At 26.2% G+C, this 14,238-nt stretch carries 13 protein-coding genes and 1 tRNA gene; 6 read left to right on the top strand and 8 right to left on the bottom strand.

The annotated features are described in order from the left end of the window. The first annotated feature begins 35 nt into the window (after positions 1 to 35). Positions 36 to 1,577, top strand: coding sequence for an Rne/Rng family ribonuclease (locus H0H64_RS00485; RefSeq protein ID WP_185857405.1), 1,542 nt, complete (start codon positions 36 to 38; stop codon positions 1,575 to 1,577). Between the two features lie 25 nt (positions 1,578 to 1,602). Then, a tRNA-Leu gene (locus H0H64_RS00490) sits at positions 1,603 to 1,689 on the top strand. Here the strand turns inward: H0H64_RS00490 and H0H64_RS00495 are convergent. Genes H0H64_RS00495 through fabD form a run of 3 tightly spaced genes read right to left on the bottom strand, consistent with a single transcriptional unit; the run spans position 1,690 to position 4,800 of the window. Continuing rightward, on the bottom strand, positions 1,690 to 2,940 hold the full coding sequence (locus tag H0H64_RS00495; RefSeq protein ID WP_185857406.1) for a citrate synthase: 1,251 nt from the start codon (positions 2,938 to 2,940) through the stop codon (positions 1,690 to 1,692). A 47-nt stretch (positions 2,941 to 2,987) separates the two neighbouring features. Continuing rightward, the gene (locus tag H0H64_RS00500; RefSeq protein WP_185857407.1) at positions 2,988 to 3,923 is read right to left on the bottom strand and encodes a GYDIA family GHMP kinase; all 936 of its coding nucleotides are present in this window, start codon (positions 3,921 to 3,923) and stop codon (positions 2,988 to 2,990) included. A gap of 7 nt (positions 3,924 to 3,930) precedes the next feature. Further along, entirely contained in the window at positions 3,931 to 4,800 is an 870-nt protein-coding gene (gene fabD / locus H0H64_RS00505) for an ACP S-malonyltransferase (RefSeq protein ID WP_185857408.1), read from the bottom strand. 30 nt (positions 4,801 to 4,830) lie between these two features. Here fabD and H0H64_RS00510 point away from each other — a divergent pair, with 30 nt between their 5' ends. Next, a complete protein-coding gene (locus H0H64_RS00510) occupies positions 4,831 to 5,598 on the top strand; it encodes a TatD family hydrolase (protein WP_185857409.1) in 768 nt (255 codons plus the stop codon). An 11-nt stretch (positions 5,599 to 5,609) separates the two neighbouring features. Here the strand turns inward: H0H64_RS00510 and fumC are convergent, their stop codons facing one another. Beyond that, entirely contained in the window at positions 5,610 to 6,995 is a 1,386-nt protein-coding gene (fumC, locus tag H0H64_RS00515; RefSeq protein ID WP_185857410.1) for a class II fumarate hydratase, read from the bottom strand. Between the two features lie 190 nt (positions 6,996 to 7,185). Here fumC and H0H64_RS00520 point away from each other — a divergent pair, with 190 nt between their 5' ends. Further along, the gene (locus H0H64_RS00520; RefSeq protein ID WP_185857411.1) at positions 7,186 to 7,518 is read left to right on the top strand and encodes an FtsB family cell division protein; all 333 of its coding nucleotides are present in this window, start codon (positions 7,186 to 7,188) and stop codon (positions 7,516 to 7,518) included. Here H0H64_RS00520 and mnmG read toward each other — a convergent pair. Both mnmG and ybeY read right to left on the bottom strand, forming a co-directional pair. After that, positions 7,493 to 9,373 carry a tRNA uridine-5-carboxymethylaminomethyl(34) synthesis enzyme MnmG gene (gene mnmG, locus H0H64_RS00525; protein ID WP_185857412.1) on the bottom strand — a complete coding sequence of 627 codons (1,881 nt, stop codon included), beginning with the start codon at positions 9,371 to 9,373 and terminating at the stop codon, positions 7,493 to 7,495. The genes H0H64_RS00520 and mnmG overlap by 26 nt on opposite strands. Before the next feature lie 5 nt (positions 9,374 to 9,378). Continuing rightward, a complete protein-coding gene (gene ybeY / locus H0H64_RS00530; protein ID WP_185857413.1) occupies positions 9,379 to 9,795 on the bottom strand; it encodes an rRNA maturation RNase YbeY in 417 nt (138 codons plus the stop codon). Between the two features lie 127 nt (positions 9,796 to 9,922). On the opposite strand from ybeY, the gene H0H64_RS00535 reads away from it, so the two are divergent. Together H0H64_RS00535 and H0H64_RS00540 are read left to right on the top strand one after the other, a co-directional pair. After that, a complete protein-coding gene (locus H0H64_RS00535) occupies positions 9,923 to 10,555 on the top strand; it encodes a CDP-alcohol phosphatidyltransferase family protein (protein ID WP_238785001.1) in 633 nt (210 codons plus the stop codon). Positions 10,556 to 10,559: 4 nt separating this feature from the next. After that, positions 10,560 to 11,327 carry a 3'-5' exonuclease gene (locus tag H0H64_RS00540; RefSeq protein ID WP_185857414.1) on the top strand — a complete coding sequence of 256 codons (768 nt, stop codon included), beginning with the start codon at positions 10,560 to 10,562 and terminating at the stop codon, positions 11,325 to 11,327. 14 nt (positions 11,328 to 11,341) lie between these two features. On the opposite strand, the gene htpG is transcribed toward H0H64_RS00540, so the two are convergent. Together htpG and ftsY are read right to left on the bottom strand one after the other, a co-directional pair. Further along, positions 11,342 to 13,210: a molecular chaperone HtpG gene (gene htpG, locus H0H64_RS00545; protein ID WP_185857415.1), complete on the bottom strand. Its 1,869-nt coding sequence runs from the start codon at positions 13,208 to 13,210 to the stop codon at positions 11,342 to 11,344. Between the two features lie 83 nt (positions 13,211 to 13,293). Further along, on the bottom strand, positions 13,294 to 14,232 hold the full coding sequence (gene ftsY / locus H0H64_RS00550) for a signal recognition particle-docking protein FtsY (RefSeq protein WP_185857416.1): 939 nt from the start codon (positions 14,230 to 14,232) through the stop codon (positions 13,294 to 13,296). Between the last annotated feature and the right edge of the window lie 6 nt (positions 14,233 to 14,238).

Raw genomic sequence — 14,238 nt, forward strand, 5'->3', positions numbered from 1 at the left:
TGTAATTTCTGAAACTTTTTTCCTTGTTTTTGTGTATGAATAAAGAGTTAATTATAAATGCAGAAGAACAAGAAGTTAAAATCGCTCTTTTGGAAGAAGGAAAGTTATTGGAGCTTCACATAGATATTTTTGATAAAAAATTTTCTGTAGGAGATATTTATTTAGGAATAGTTAAAAAAATTTTGTATGGATTAAATGCAGCTATTATAGATATAGGAAATTCGAAAGGAGCTTTTTTACATTATGATGATCTTGGATTTCAAATCAGTCAAATGTTAGATTTGATATATACAAATCACATAAAAAAAAAATCTGTTATTAATAATTTTGAAAATAAAAATGATAAAAATTCTATAGATCAGATATTATATATTGGACAAAAAATATTGGTTCAAATTTCTAAAGAACCAATTTCTAATAAAGGGCCAAAACTTACCACAAAGATTTGTATTCCAGGTAGAAATTTAATACTCATACCTTTTTCTGAAAAAATTTCTATTTCTAAAAAAATAAAAAATATAAAAGAAAGAAGTAGACTAATTTCTTGCATAAAAAAAATAATACCTAATGAATTTGGTATTATTATTCGTACGGCTGCTGATCATGAAATAGAAAAAGTTCTGAGCGATGAACTAATTTTTTTAATCGAAAAATGGAAAAAAACATTAAATAATTTAATGAAATTTTTACCTCCAGTTCGGGTATTAAGTGAAAAGAGTAAAACTTATTGTTTATTAAGAGATATATTCGATGATGATTTTAAATCTATTTCTTGTAATAACGATTTTCTTTGCCAAGAAATCCATTCATATTTATCTTTAATCGCTCCAGAAAAAACCAGTATAATTAAATATTATAAAGGAAATGTTCCCATATTTGAAAAATATGGGATAGAAAAACAAATACAAATTTTTTTAGGTAAAAATGTACCTCTTGAAAATGGAGCGTATCTTATTATAGAGCATACTGAAGCTTTACATGTTATAGACGTTAATAGTGGAATAAGTAATCACATGATGAAAAATTGTACAGAATCAGAAAGAATTGATAATATATTTAAAATAAATTTATTAGCAGCAACAGAAATAGCAAGACAGCTCAGATTAAGAGATATGGGCGGCATAATTGTGGTGGATTTTATAGATATGTCTGATTCCATACAAAAAAAACAGCTATATAAACATTTAAAGGAAAAAATGAAAAATGATAGAGCAAAACACAAAATTTTGCCTCCCAATAAATTTGGTTTAGTTCAATTTACTCGTCATAGAGTAAGGCCTGAATTAAAAAAAATGAATAATAAACAGTATCAAAATTCTCCTGAAGATTATGTTCATTATTTAGAATTCGTTATAGAAAGTATTATAAAAAATAAAAATCATAAAGGAATACAATTACATATTCATTCTTTTGTTTCTTCTTATTTAAAAAAAGGATTCCCTTCTATTCAACAAAAATGGTTATTAAAATATAAAAAATGGATTAAGATAATTCCAAGAGATTCATTTGGATATACAGAATATCAAATTCTAAATAAAAATCACGAAATTGTATCATCTTCTTTTTTTTTTCATTAAAAATCTAGAATCAATTTTCCATTGAGTGGGCGTGGTGAAACCGGTAGACACGTCAGAATTAGGATCTGATGCCTATAGGCTAGGCGTAAGGGTTCGAATCCCTTCGCCCGCACTAATTTTTTATATTTCTTTTTTTATATCCTATATAAATTTGTCTAGGTCTTCCTATGGGGTCTCTATTTAATTTCATTTCTTTCCAATGAGCCATCCATCCTGGTAATCTACCTAAAGCAAACATAACAGTAAACATATCTTTTGGAATTCCTATAGCTTGATAAATAATTCCGGAATAGAAATCAATATTAGGATAAAGTTTTTTTTCTATAAAATAAGAATCCTTAAGAGCCTCTCTTTCAAGATTTTTAGCCAATTCCAATATTGGATCAGAAACGCCTAATTGTTGAATTACATTTTCAGCTACAATTTTAGCGATCCTAGCTCTAGGATCAAAATTTTTATAAATTCGATGCCCAAACCCCATGAGTCGAAATGGATCTTTTTTATTTTTAGCTTTTTCTATCCACTTTTTTATATCTCCTCCACTTTGTAAAATAGATTCTAACATTTCAATTACAGCTTGATTTGCTCCTCCATGGAGTCTCCCCCAAAGAGCACTCATTCCTGCAGATATAGATGAAAATAAACCAACATGAGCAGAACCTAATAAACGAACAGTAGTTGTAGAGCAATTTTGCTCATGATCCGCATGTAATATTAAAATTTTATTCAAAGCATCTGCTATAATGGGACTTTTCTCATAAGATTTATTAGGGATAGAAAAAAACATTTTTAACAAATTAGACGTGTAATCAAGGCGATGATCGGCATAAGAAGGAGGTAATCCAATTTTTTTTCTGTAAGTTAAAGCAGCCAATATAGGTAACTTAGCTAACAGATGTAGATACATATCCTCTTCCTGTAAACAATTTATAAACGCATCTAAAGTGTAAGTCAAAAAAGATAAAATTCCCATTGGATGATAAAAATTTGGAATATTATTAAGTATTTTGTTTATCTCCTTGTGAATATGATTGAATTTTTTTATTTTTTCAGAAAAAGACTTTAATTGTGCAGTATCAGGAAGTTCCCCATTTAAAATAAGATAACTTGTTTCTATAAATGAACATTTATTAATAATTTGTTCAATAGGATATCCTCTATATAAAAGTTCTCCTTTTTCTCCGTCTATAAAACTAATGGAGCTTTTGGTAATTCCTGTATTTTTAAATCCTGGATCGAACGTAATAAAACCTGTATTTTCTCTTAATTGAGAAATATTAATAGCTTTGTCATAAAAAGTTCCATAAATTATAGGAAGTTTGTAATGATATCCATTGATATTAAAATTCACGACACTGCACATAATAAATAAATTTTTTAAATATATATAATATAAGGAAAATGCAACTTTTATATTTTAAAAATCATTTCATCAAATGAAATAAGAGTATTAAATCCTTTTTTAGAGAAATAATTTTTCATTCCTTTTCTAGAACTAACTAAAACAAAATCCCCTCCCCAAGCACCTAGGCTTTTTACTACCCCTAAATAGTCTGGAAAATATATTTCTTTAATAGTAGGAAGGTTTAGTATTTTTGATATAATTTTTTCATGTTTTAACAATAATTCTTCAAATTCTTTTAATGTCTTACAAAAAGGAATTTTTTGAGTTATAAAAGATATGGATTCAATATTCTCGTTAGATATATTAGATATATTAGAACGAAAATATCGTATTTCATCACAAGTATTCTGTTTTTTATTGAGATGCAGAAAAAAAAGTTGATCTTTAAATGGTGGATTAAATTCTATGGGAATAATATGAGGTTTTTGATTCCATAATTTGTAAATTATGGGTTTTGAAATTGAAACACAAGCTATATCATATCCACTTCCTGGAAAATTATTTCCTAATAATATATAAGGATCTATTTTAGCCCATTTCGAGATATTATTAATTAAAGTAGAACTACTGCCTAATCCCCAATTTCTGGGAAATTCTAATTGTGTTTTAACATATATTCCTAGTTCATTAGGAAGAAAATTTTTTTGAACTTTTTTAGATTTCAATAACAAATCTCTTAATTTAAGAGCCGTGTTTTTTTCTGTTTCGTAACAAATATCTAAGGAAGGAAGTTGAAACACCCCTTCAAACCAAAGTTGATTGATTTCATCATAACTTTTCCAATGTAAAACAGAAGATAAATTGTGTCCAAAAATAGTTAATGATTGTCCTTTAATTGTAGGTAGAGCCAATCCGTAGGCTCCATATAGAATAAAATATTCTCCTGTTAATAATAGTTTTCCATGACTATAAAAAAAACGTTTATATCTATGTCTATGCATTATGGATTTATATTTTTTTTAGGTATAATTTTTTAATTTTTTTAATTAAACCTTGTAAAATATTACCAGGACCTATTTCTGTAAATGAAACAGCTCCATGATCCATCATATTTTTTATAGATTGTTTCCATTTAACTGGATATGTCAGTTGTTTTACAAGATTCTTTTTTATATCATAAGATTTTACGACAGGTAAAGCAGTTACATTTTGATATATTGGATATTTAGAATCTTTAAAATAAATTTTATTCACAATTTTTTGAAATTTTTTTTGGACTGGTTCCATAATAGGAGAATGAAAAGCTCCATGAACAGGAAGAATAAATATTCTTTTAGCTCCTATTTTTTTTAGATAGAAACAAACTCTCCTTAAAGCTTGAATTTCTCCAGAAATAACTAATTGTTCAGGACTATTATAATTAGATGGAACTATAACCCCATGATCATTTTTACAAACGTCTTCTATAATAGAATCTTTTAATCCAAACACAACAGCCATCCCTCCATGGGTTAATTCACAAATATCTTGCATAATTGAAGCTCTTTGATTCACTAGTTTTAATCCGTCTTCAAAAGAAAAAACATTAATTGCAGCTAAAGCAGAAAATTCACCCAGAGAATGTCCAGCTACCATATCAGGTTCAAAATTATTTAATGTTTTTGCTTTTATAACTGAATATATATAAATTGCTAATTGTGTATATTTCGTATTTTTCAAAGTATCTATAGATCCTTCAAACATTACAGATGTAATTCGGAAACCTAAAACTTCATCTGATAATTGAAATAATTTTTTTGCTAAATGAGAATTTTTGTACAAATCTTTTCCCATTCCTAAAAATTGAGTTCCTTGACCCGGAAATAAATAAGCTTTCATAAAATATTTTGATTTAAAATTGATTATTACATGAAAATTACTGATACACATACTCATTTATACATGAAAGAATTTGATGAAGATATTAATTTTGTAATACAAAAGGCCTTTCATGAAGGAATCAATAGATTTTTACTTCCTTCTATAGATAGTTCTAGCATTCCTAATATATTAAAATTAGAAAAAAAATATCCTAATGTATGTTTTTCCATGATAGGTTTGCATCCTAATAAAGTTGATCCATATAGTTTAGAAAAAGAATTACAAAATATTAAAACATGGTTATGGAAACATTCCTTTATTTCTGTAGGAGAAATTGGAATGGATCTTCATTTAGAAAAAAAATTTGTTTCTGAACAGGAATATGCTTTTCAAACTCAAATACAATGGGCTAAACAAAAAAAATTACCCGTAGTCATACATTGCAGAAAGGCTTTTGATCAAGTTTTTCATATTTTATCAAAAGAAAAAAATTCTTCTCTTAAAGGTGTTTTTCATTGTTTTTCAGGGACTTTTAGACAAGCTCAAAAAATTATTGATTTTGGAATAAAATTAGGTATTGGAGGGATGATTACTTTTAAAAATAATCATGTTAGTCAATTCTTACATAGAATCAATTTGAATCATATAGTATTAGAAACTGATTCTCCTTATCTTTCTCCACATCCTTTTAGAGGAAAAAGAAATGAACCGAAAAATTTAACAATAATTTTAAAAAAATTATCACAGATTTATTCTACATCAGAAGAAAAAATATCCGATATCATTCATTTGAATGTGGAAAAATTATTTTTTTGAAAAACAATTCTTCATACCATTTTTGACGGGTTTACTAGTTTTTCAAATTCATCAATGGTTAAATATCCTAATCGAACCGCCTCTTTTTTTAACGTACTATTATTTACATAAGCAGATTTTGCAATCTCTGCTGATTTTTCATATCCAATGTGGTTGTTAAGTACTGTAACTAACATCAAAGATTTATCCAATAATTCTTTAATCCTATGATAATTTGGGGTTATTCCTCTCACGCAAAAAGAAGAAAAAGAAGTACAAGCATCTGCAAGTAATTGGGAAGATTCTAAAAAATTAGATGCGATTAATGGTTTAGCTACATTTAATTCGAAATTTCCTGAAGATCCCGCTATAGAAATAGATACATCATTTCCTATAATTTTAGTACAGACCATAATGATAGCCTCGCATTGAGTAGGATTTACTTTTCCAGGCATTATCGATGATCCTGGTTCATTTGCAGGAATATGAATTTCTCCAATCCCTGAACGTGGGCCAGAAGATAAAAAACGAATATCATTTGATATTTTAATTAAAGAAACAGCTATTTGTTTAAGAGCGTTATGAGATTCTACTACAGCATCATGAGATGATATAGCTTCGAACTTATTTTTTGCGACTTTAAAAGGAAGACCAGTATATTTACATATGTATTCTGTTATTTTTATATCATATCCTTTTGGAGCATTCAATCCTGTTCCAACAGCGGTACCACCTATAGCCAATTCAGATAGATGATCTAAAGTTTTTTTTATAGCATTTAATCCATGATCTATTTGAGAAACGTATCCTGAAAATTCTTGTCCTAAAGTAATAGGAGTAGCATCCATAAGATGGGTTCTCCCTATTTTAATAACATTATGAAACAATTTTGATTTTTCCTCTAAATTTTTTTTTAATTTTTGTATAGAAGGAATAGTTTCTTTTACTAATTTTTGATAAGAAGCGATATGCATCGCTGTAGAAAAGGTATCATTGGATGATTGAGACATATTCACATCATCATTGGGATGAATAAAAGATTGAGAACTTCCTAGTCTTTTTCCCATTAAAACATGAGCCCTATTAGAAATTACCTCATTGATATTCATATTAGTATGAGTCCCTGATCCGGTTTGCCATATCACTAAAGGAAATTGATCATTTAATTTTTTTTCTATAATTTCATCACAAACTAAAGAGATCATATCTTTCTTTTTTTTGGATAGAATCCCCAATTCAAAGTTAACATGAGCGGCGGCTTTTTTTAAAAAACCAAATGCATGAATAATTTCTACAGGCATAGATGCTTCTGGCCCAATTTTAAAATTTCTCCTAGATCTTTCTGTTTGTGCTCCCCAATATTTTTTAACAGGCACTCTAACGACCCCTAAAGTATCTTTTTCTATTCTATATGTCATTATCCTATTTTTTTACGAAATTATATATAAAATTATAATTTTTATATGATTATTAAATTTATAGGATTTTTGTTTTTCTTACTCATAACTATATCTGGTTTTTGGTGTGTAATTTTTTTATCTTTTTTTAGTATTTATTGGATTATGGGTATATTAATTAACATATTTTCAATCTATTTCAAGTGTGGTCATGCTAAAAGAAAAAAAATATAGAGTACTTAAAAATAAATACTTTTGGATTAGTGTTCTTTTCTTTATATGGATGTTTTTTTTTGATTCTAATTCTTTAATCTTACATTATAAATTGAAAAAAAGCATTGAGAAAATGACACGCAATAGAAATTTTTTGAAGAAAAAAATTTCATTAGAAGAAACTAAATTCAAAAAATTAACTACAGATTCTAAATATCTTGAAAAATTAGCGAGAGAAAAATTTTACATGAAAAAAGAAGATGAAGATTTATTTATTATACCTAAAAACAATCGAAAACAACAATTTAACGGCCCATATGAATATGAATAAGTAAAATACTTAAATCCGAAGGAGAGACCCCACTAATTCTTGAAGCTTGTGCCAATGATATTGGACGATAATAATCTAATTTTTCTCTTGCTTCCGAAGAAAGAGATTTAATTGATTTATAATCAAAATTATTCGGAATCTTAAGACTTTCCAATTTTAATAATTTTTTTGCATTTTTTTTTTCTCTATCTATGTATCCCTTATATTTTATCCTAATAGATACTTGTTCTAATATTTCCTTGGAAAAATCATTTTTTTTAATTTCCTCCATCAAAAATGGAATGGATATAATATCTTCAATATGAATTTCAGAACGAGATAAAATCGTTTCTATTTTTTTATCATAATATATTTTAGGAGATTTTTTAGCATGTAATACAGGATTTATAGTTTCTGGATCAAAATGTTTTTTTTTAAATAAATACATACATTTTTCTATTTTTGATTTTTTTCTATCTAGTAGTATCATTTTTTCTTCTGAAATCAAACCTATATTGTATCCCATAGGAGTTAATCTTTCGTCAGCATTATCTTGTCGCAATAACATTCTATATTCCGCTCTTGAAGTAAACATTCTATAAGGTTCTTTTGTCCCTTTTGTAATTAGATCATCTATTAAAACTCCAATATAAGCCTGATTTCTTTTTAGAATAAATGGTTCTTTTTGATGAATTTTTAAATGAACATTAATTCCTGCTATTAATCCTTGTGCTGCCGCTTCTTCATACCCCGTTGTCCCGTTAATTTGTCCAGCAAAAAAAAGGTTTTCTATGATTTTACTTTCTAAAGTTACCTTGAGTTGTTCTGGAGGAAAATAATCATATTCAATAGCGTATCCAGGTTTTAATATTTTTACTTTTTCAAATCCTGGAATTTTTTTTAAAGATTGATATTGTATTTTCTCTGGAAAAGAAGTGGAAAAACCATTTACATACACTTCTACAGTATTCCATCCTTCTGGTTCAACAAAAATTGTATGTTCTTTTTTATCCGAAAATCGGAAAACTTTTTCTTCTATAGAAGGACAATATCTAGGACTAACTCCTTGAATAGATCCTGTATAAAGTGGAGAATTTCTGAAATTATTACGGATAAAATCATGTATTTTTTGATTAGTATAAGTAATATAACATTTTTTTTGTTTTTCTAATTTTTTTGTATTATAAAAAAAAGAAAATTTTCTTGGATCTGCATCTCCATTTTGAGACTTCATTTTATCATAATTTAAAGAACGCCCATCAACTCTTGGCGATGTTCCTGTTTTCATTCTTCCAAATCTAAATCCAAAATTTTTTGTTAATTGTTCCGTGATTCCTCTTACTTCTTGTTCTGCTATCCTACCTCCATTAATTTTTATTTCACCAATATGTATTTTTCCATTTAAAAAAGTACCATTTGTAAGTATGACTGATTTTCCTTTAATTTTTAAACCAAAATAAGTTTTGACTCCTTTAACTTTATATTGTTCTATGATTAAAGATGTTACTGTATCTTGATACAGGTCTAAATTAGCATTTTTTTCTATAAAAAATCTCCAATAATAGGAAAATAATTTTCTATCACATTGAGCCCTAGGACTCCACATAGCAGGCCCTTTAGATTTATTCAGCATTCTAAATTGAATTGTACTAGAATCTGCAATGATACCTGAATAACCTCCTAAGGCATCTACTTCTCTAATCATCTGACCTTTAGCAATTCCTCCTACAGCCGGATTACATGACATTTGACCTATCGTTTGCAGGTTAGTAGTAATAAGTAAAGTTTTAGATCCCATATTAGAAGACGCAGAAGCGGCTTCAACCCCAGCATGTCCTCCACCAACCACGATAACATCATATATATCTAAAAACATGATTTTTAAAATTGAAATAAATTTAAATAAAACTCTTCTTTTTTTTTCATAATTTTCTTATTAATATAATTACAGTCATCATACCCTAATAGATGTAATACAGCATGTATCATAACACGTTTTAATTCATCCATAAAAAATTGATTCCATTGTTTAGAATTTTCATAAACACGATCTACACTAATAAATATATCTCCGGATATATATTTATTAATAGAATAATTAAACGAAAGTACATCTGTATAGAAATTTTTTTTTAAATATTTTTTATTCATGTTTAAAAGAAAGTCATCATTGCAAAAAATATAGTTAATATTTCCAATGGACATCCCTTCATTATTTAATAAAATACAAATTTCTTTAATAAAGAAAGATCTTTTTTTAATATAAAAGCCAGAAATTTCGTAGAATAATTTAATCATTTTACATTAAAATAATATTTGTTATTTTAGAATAATTTTTATTTACATAATTTTGATAACACTAAAAGTAGTTCCTAATATATTCACTTTATTAAATTTATTTTGTGGATGCATATCTATAGTATTTTTGCAATCGAAAAATTTTGATTATTCTATTATTGCTACTTTATTTTCAATAATTTTTGATTTTTTAGATGGTTTTTTTTCTAGATTAATAAAAAATAAAAATACGTTTGGAAAGGAATTAGATTCTATAGCAGATATGGTTTCTTTTGGAATAGTTCCATCTATAATAGTTTTTCTTTTATTGGAAGAAAAAACACCAATTCCATTTATTGAATATTCAGCGTTTTTTATTTCCATTTTTTCTGCATATCGTTTGGCTAAATTCAATATTAATTCTTACAATTACAATCATATTGTAGGACTTACCACCCCCTTAAATACTCTTTTTTTTTCTTCTTTATCTATAATAATTACAAATCATACTGCCCTTTTTACAGATAAAAAAATCATATATCTTATTGTAATGCTTTTTATGATATTTTTTTCCTGTTACTTTTTAGTGTCTCAGATTACAATGTTTACTTTAAATTTTGAAAATTTTTATTGGAAAAATAATAAAATACGTTATATTTTTTTATTGATTAGTACATTTCTTTTATTAACTTTACATATGACAGCTTTACCATGCATTATCATTTTTTATATAATAACCTCAATCTATTTTCATAGATTAAAACAAAAAAATTCATATTAAAAACATGAAATTAAAACTGCATCGTCCTATTTGTTTTTTTGATATAGAAGCAACAGGAATCAATATAGGAAAAGATAGAATCATAGAAATATCCATATTAAAAATATTCCCGAATGGAGGTAAAGAAGATAAAACTTGGTTAATTTGTCCTGGAATTCCTATTCCTCCACAATCAACAGCTATTCATGGGATTAAAGATGAAGATGTAGCAGGAAAACTTAAATTCAAAGACGTAGCTTCTTCTATTTTTAAAATGATTGAAAATACAGATTTAGCAGGATATAATTCTAACAGATTTGATATTCCAATTTTAGCAGAAGAAATGCTTCGTGCAGGAATGTCTTTTGATATTAAAAAACATAAAACCATAGATGTACAAGTCATTTTTCATAAAATGGAACCCAGAACCCTTTCTGCTGCTTATAAATATTTTTGTAGTAAAAATCTTATGAAAGCACATAGTTCTAGAGCTGATACATTTGCTACATACGAAATATTATTAGCACAATTAGAAAAATATGAAAACTTAAAAAAAGACGTAAAAAGTCTCAATCAATTTTCTCATCAAAAAAACATAGCAGATCTTGCCGGATTTATAAAAATAGATGAAGAAGGAAATGAAATATTCAATTTTGGAAAATACAAAGGAGAAAAAGTTTTTGACATTTTTGAAAAAGATCCCAATTATTATGGGTGGATACAGAACTCAGATTTTCCATTATATACAAAAAAAATATTAACAGGAATTAAATTAAAAAAATTTAATAAATAGACACCTATTTTTTTTTATTCTTTAATTTTAATTCCTTGAATAAGATCTTTTAATTTTTTTGATATAAAATTTTCAAGGTTTTTTCCATGTAATAAATTTTTTGATAAAAGAGTCAAATTTAAAGTTTCTTGTATAATTTTTATTCTTTTTTCTTCTGATGTTTCTTTTAATATTTTTTTTATCAAAACATGATTTGTATTTACTATTAATTGATAATATTTATCTTGTTCTGCTATGTCTTTTCCTATAGCGGAATTCATTTCTTTTATTCTTCTTAAAAATTCTGGAATGATAATTAAAAAAGGATTGTCTTTTGTGGATAAATTTTCCAATTTTATGGAAAATTGAAAATTTCCCATTATAGGATTATGATTCTGAATAAGACTTTTTAAGTCTTTTTTTTCTTTTTCAGAAAGTTCTGAATGAAGTTTTTCCTCTTTTTTATAATTAATTAATTTATCAATATGATCTGAGTCCACTCGGACAAAACAAATATCTTGATAAGAAAATTCCAATTTCTGTATTAAATGAACGGAAAGAGGACTGTCTAAAATTAAAACTTGATAACATCTATCTTTAGCTTCTTTTATAGAACTATATTGCTGATCTTCATCTGAAGAATAAAGAAAAACAATTTTTCCTTCTTTATTTTTTTGAGTCTCTTTTATTTTTTCCCTAAATTCTTCCAGTGTAAAATAACTCTGATCTAGAGTATAAAAAAGAAAAAATTTAATAGCTTTATCAAAAAAATTTTGCGAACTAATCATTCCATACTCTACTATAATTTTTATATCTTTCCACTTTTTTTGAAAATTATCTATATCTTTTCTAAACATAGAATCCAGCTTATCAGCTACTTTTCTTGTTATATATTTAGATATATTTTTAACAGATGTATCCGATTGTAAATGAGAACGTGATACGTTAAGAGGAATATCTGGAGAATCTATAACTCCTTTTAATAAACTGAGAAAATCTGGAAGAATCCCTTCCAAGTTATCCGTAATATAAACTTGATTTTGATACAAATAAATTTTATCTTTCTGTATATCTATTCTTTTTTCTATTTTAGGAAAATATAAAATTCCTGTTAAATGAAAAGGGTGATCTATGTTTAGATGTACCCAAAATAAAGGTTCTTCTAATTGATTGGGGTACAATTCATGATAAAAATCTAAATAATTCTTATCGTTTAACTGAAGTGGATTTTTTTTCCAAGCAGGATTGACATTATTAATAACAGTTTCTTTATCATCTGATTTTGAGGATAAAGAAATTGTTATAGGCATAAATTTACAGTATTTTTTCAATAACTTTAAAATACGATCATGCTCTAAAAATTCTTTGTTTTCTTCATTAAGAAATAAAATAACTTCGGTCCCTCTATCTCTTTTTTCGATTTCTTTCATCATAAAATTTGGATCCCCTTCACAAGACCAAAGTATGGATGATGCATTTTTTTTATAAGATTGAGTCAATATCATGACTTTATTTGACACCATAAAAGAAGAATAAAAACCTAATCCAAAATGTCCAATAATATTATAATCCGTTGTATTTTTATATTTTTTAACAAACTCTTCAGCTCCAGAAAAAGCTATTTGATTAATATATTTATCCACTTCTTCTTGAGTCATCCCTATTCCATTATCTAAAATATGAAGTGTATTATTTATTTTATCTATGATAATTCTAACTTTAAAATCATCAACAATATCATATAAATTTTCTAATTTGATTAAAGTTTTTAATTTTATAACAGCATCTATAGCATTAGAAACTAGTTCACGTAAAAAAACTTCTTGATCTGAATAAAGAAATTTTTTAATAATAGGAAAAATATTATCTGAAGTAACACTAATTTTTTTATTTTTATTAATCATAAAATGTTGAATTATAAAATTATAAACAAATAAAAATTATACCGTAATTATACATTTATATATAATGTCAGTTTGATCTATATTCAAAAAAAACAATCTACAAATTTTTTTCCATCAAATACTTTTAAATCCTGTATTTTTTCTCCAATCCCTAAATATTGTATAGGAATTTTAAATTGATCCATAATTCCTATCCCCACTCCTCCTTTAGCTGTTCCTTCTATTTTTGTTAAAATAATAGAAGTAATTTTGACAAAAGAAGTGAATTGTCTGATCTGTTCAAAAGCATTTTGACCAGTTGTTGCGTCTAAAATCAGTATAGTTTCATGAGGAGATTCAGATATTATTTTTTTCATAACTCTATTTATTTTAGATAACTCTTCCATAATACTGATTCGATTTTGCAATCGCCCAGCAGTATCAATCAGGACCACATCTTTTTTTTTGGATATTGCAGATTGTAAAGTATCATATGCTACAGATGCTGGATCTGCATGCATATGTTGTTTGATTAAAGGAACTCCAGCTTTATTTGACCATATTTCGAGTTGATCAATAGCTGCGGCTCTAAATGTATCTGCAGCACCTATGACAACATAAAATCCTTTTTTCTTTAGAAAAAAAGCTAATTTTCCAATTGTAGTTGTTTTTCCAACACCATTAACTCCGACTATCAGTATAACATATGGTTTTTTGTTAGTTTTTTTTATTTTTTTTTCTAAAGAGACATTTTTAATATCTATAAAAATGTTTTCAATTTCTTTTTTAAGTATATCATAAATATCTTGTGTGTTCCTATACTTTTCTGTTTGAATTTTTTTTTCTAAATTATTAATGATTTTTATAGTAGTTTTTGTTCCTATATCAGCAGATAACAATATCTCTTCTATATGATCAATAATGTTTATGTCTATTTTCGATTTTTTAAAAAAAATATTTCTGATTTTATAGAAAAAAGATTCTCTAGTTTTTTTTAATTCATAATCGAATATTTTATTTTTTTCTTTTTTTTTAAAAAACATTATAAT

Source organism: Blattabacterium cuenoti (assembly GCF_014251635.1).
Classification (GTDB): Bacteria; Bacteroidota; Bacteroidia; order Flavobacteriales; family Blattabacteriaceae; genus Blattabacterium; species Blattabacterium cuenoti_S.

Coding starts and splice junctions, on each gene's coding strand:
- H0H64_RS00540 (WP_185857414.1), top strand. CDS start 10,560: ATGAAATTAAAACTGCATCGTCCTATTTGTTTTTTTGATATAGAAGCA.
- H0H64_RS00520 (WP_185857411.1), top strand. CDS start 7,186: ATGCTAAAAGAAAAAAAATATAGAGTACTTAAAAATAAATACTTTTGG.
- htpG (WP_185857415.1), bottom strand. CDS start 13,210: ATGATTAATAAAAATAAAAAAATTAGTGTTACTTCAGATAATATTTTT.
- H0H64_RS00510 (WP_185857409.1), top strand. CDS start 4,831: ATGAAAATTACTGATACACATACTCATTTATACATGAAAGAATTTGAT.
- H0H64_RS00500 (WP_185857407.1), bottom strand. CDS start 3,923: ATGCATAGACATAGATATAAACGTTTTTTTTATAGTCATGGAAAACTA.
- ftsY (WP_185857416.1), bottom strand. CDS start 14,232: ATGTTTTTTAAAAAAAAAGAAAAAAATAAAATATTCGATTATGAATTA.
- fabD (WP_185857408.1), bottom strand. CDS start 4,800: ATGAAAGCTTATTTATTTCCGGGTCAAGGAACTCAATTTTTAGGAATG.
- H0H64_RS00495 (WP_185857406.1), bottom strand. CDS start 2,940: ATGTGCAGTGTCGTGAATTTTAATATCAATGGATATCATTACAAACTT.
- mnmG (WP_185857412.1), bottom strand. CDS start 9,373: ATGTTTTTAGATATATATGATGTTATCGTGGTTGGTGGAGGACATGCT.
- H0H64_RS00485 (WP_185857405.1), top strand. CDS start 36: ATGAATAAAGAGTTAATTATAAATGCAGAAGAACAAGAAGTTAAAATC.
- fumC (WP_185857410.1), bottom strand. CDS start 6,995: ATGACATATAGAATAGAAAAAGATACTTTAGGGGTCGTTAGAGTGCCT.
- ybeY (WP_185857413.1), bottom strand. CDS start 9,795: ATGATTAAATTATTCTACGAAATTTCTGGCTTTTATATTAAAAAAAGA.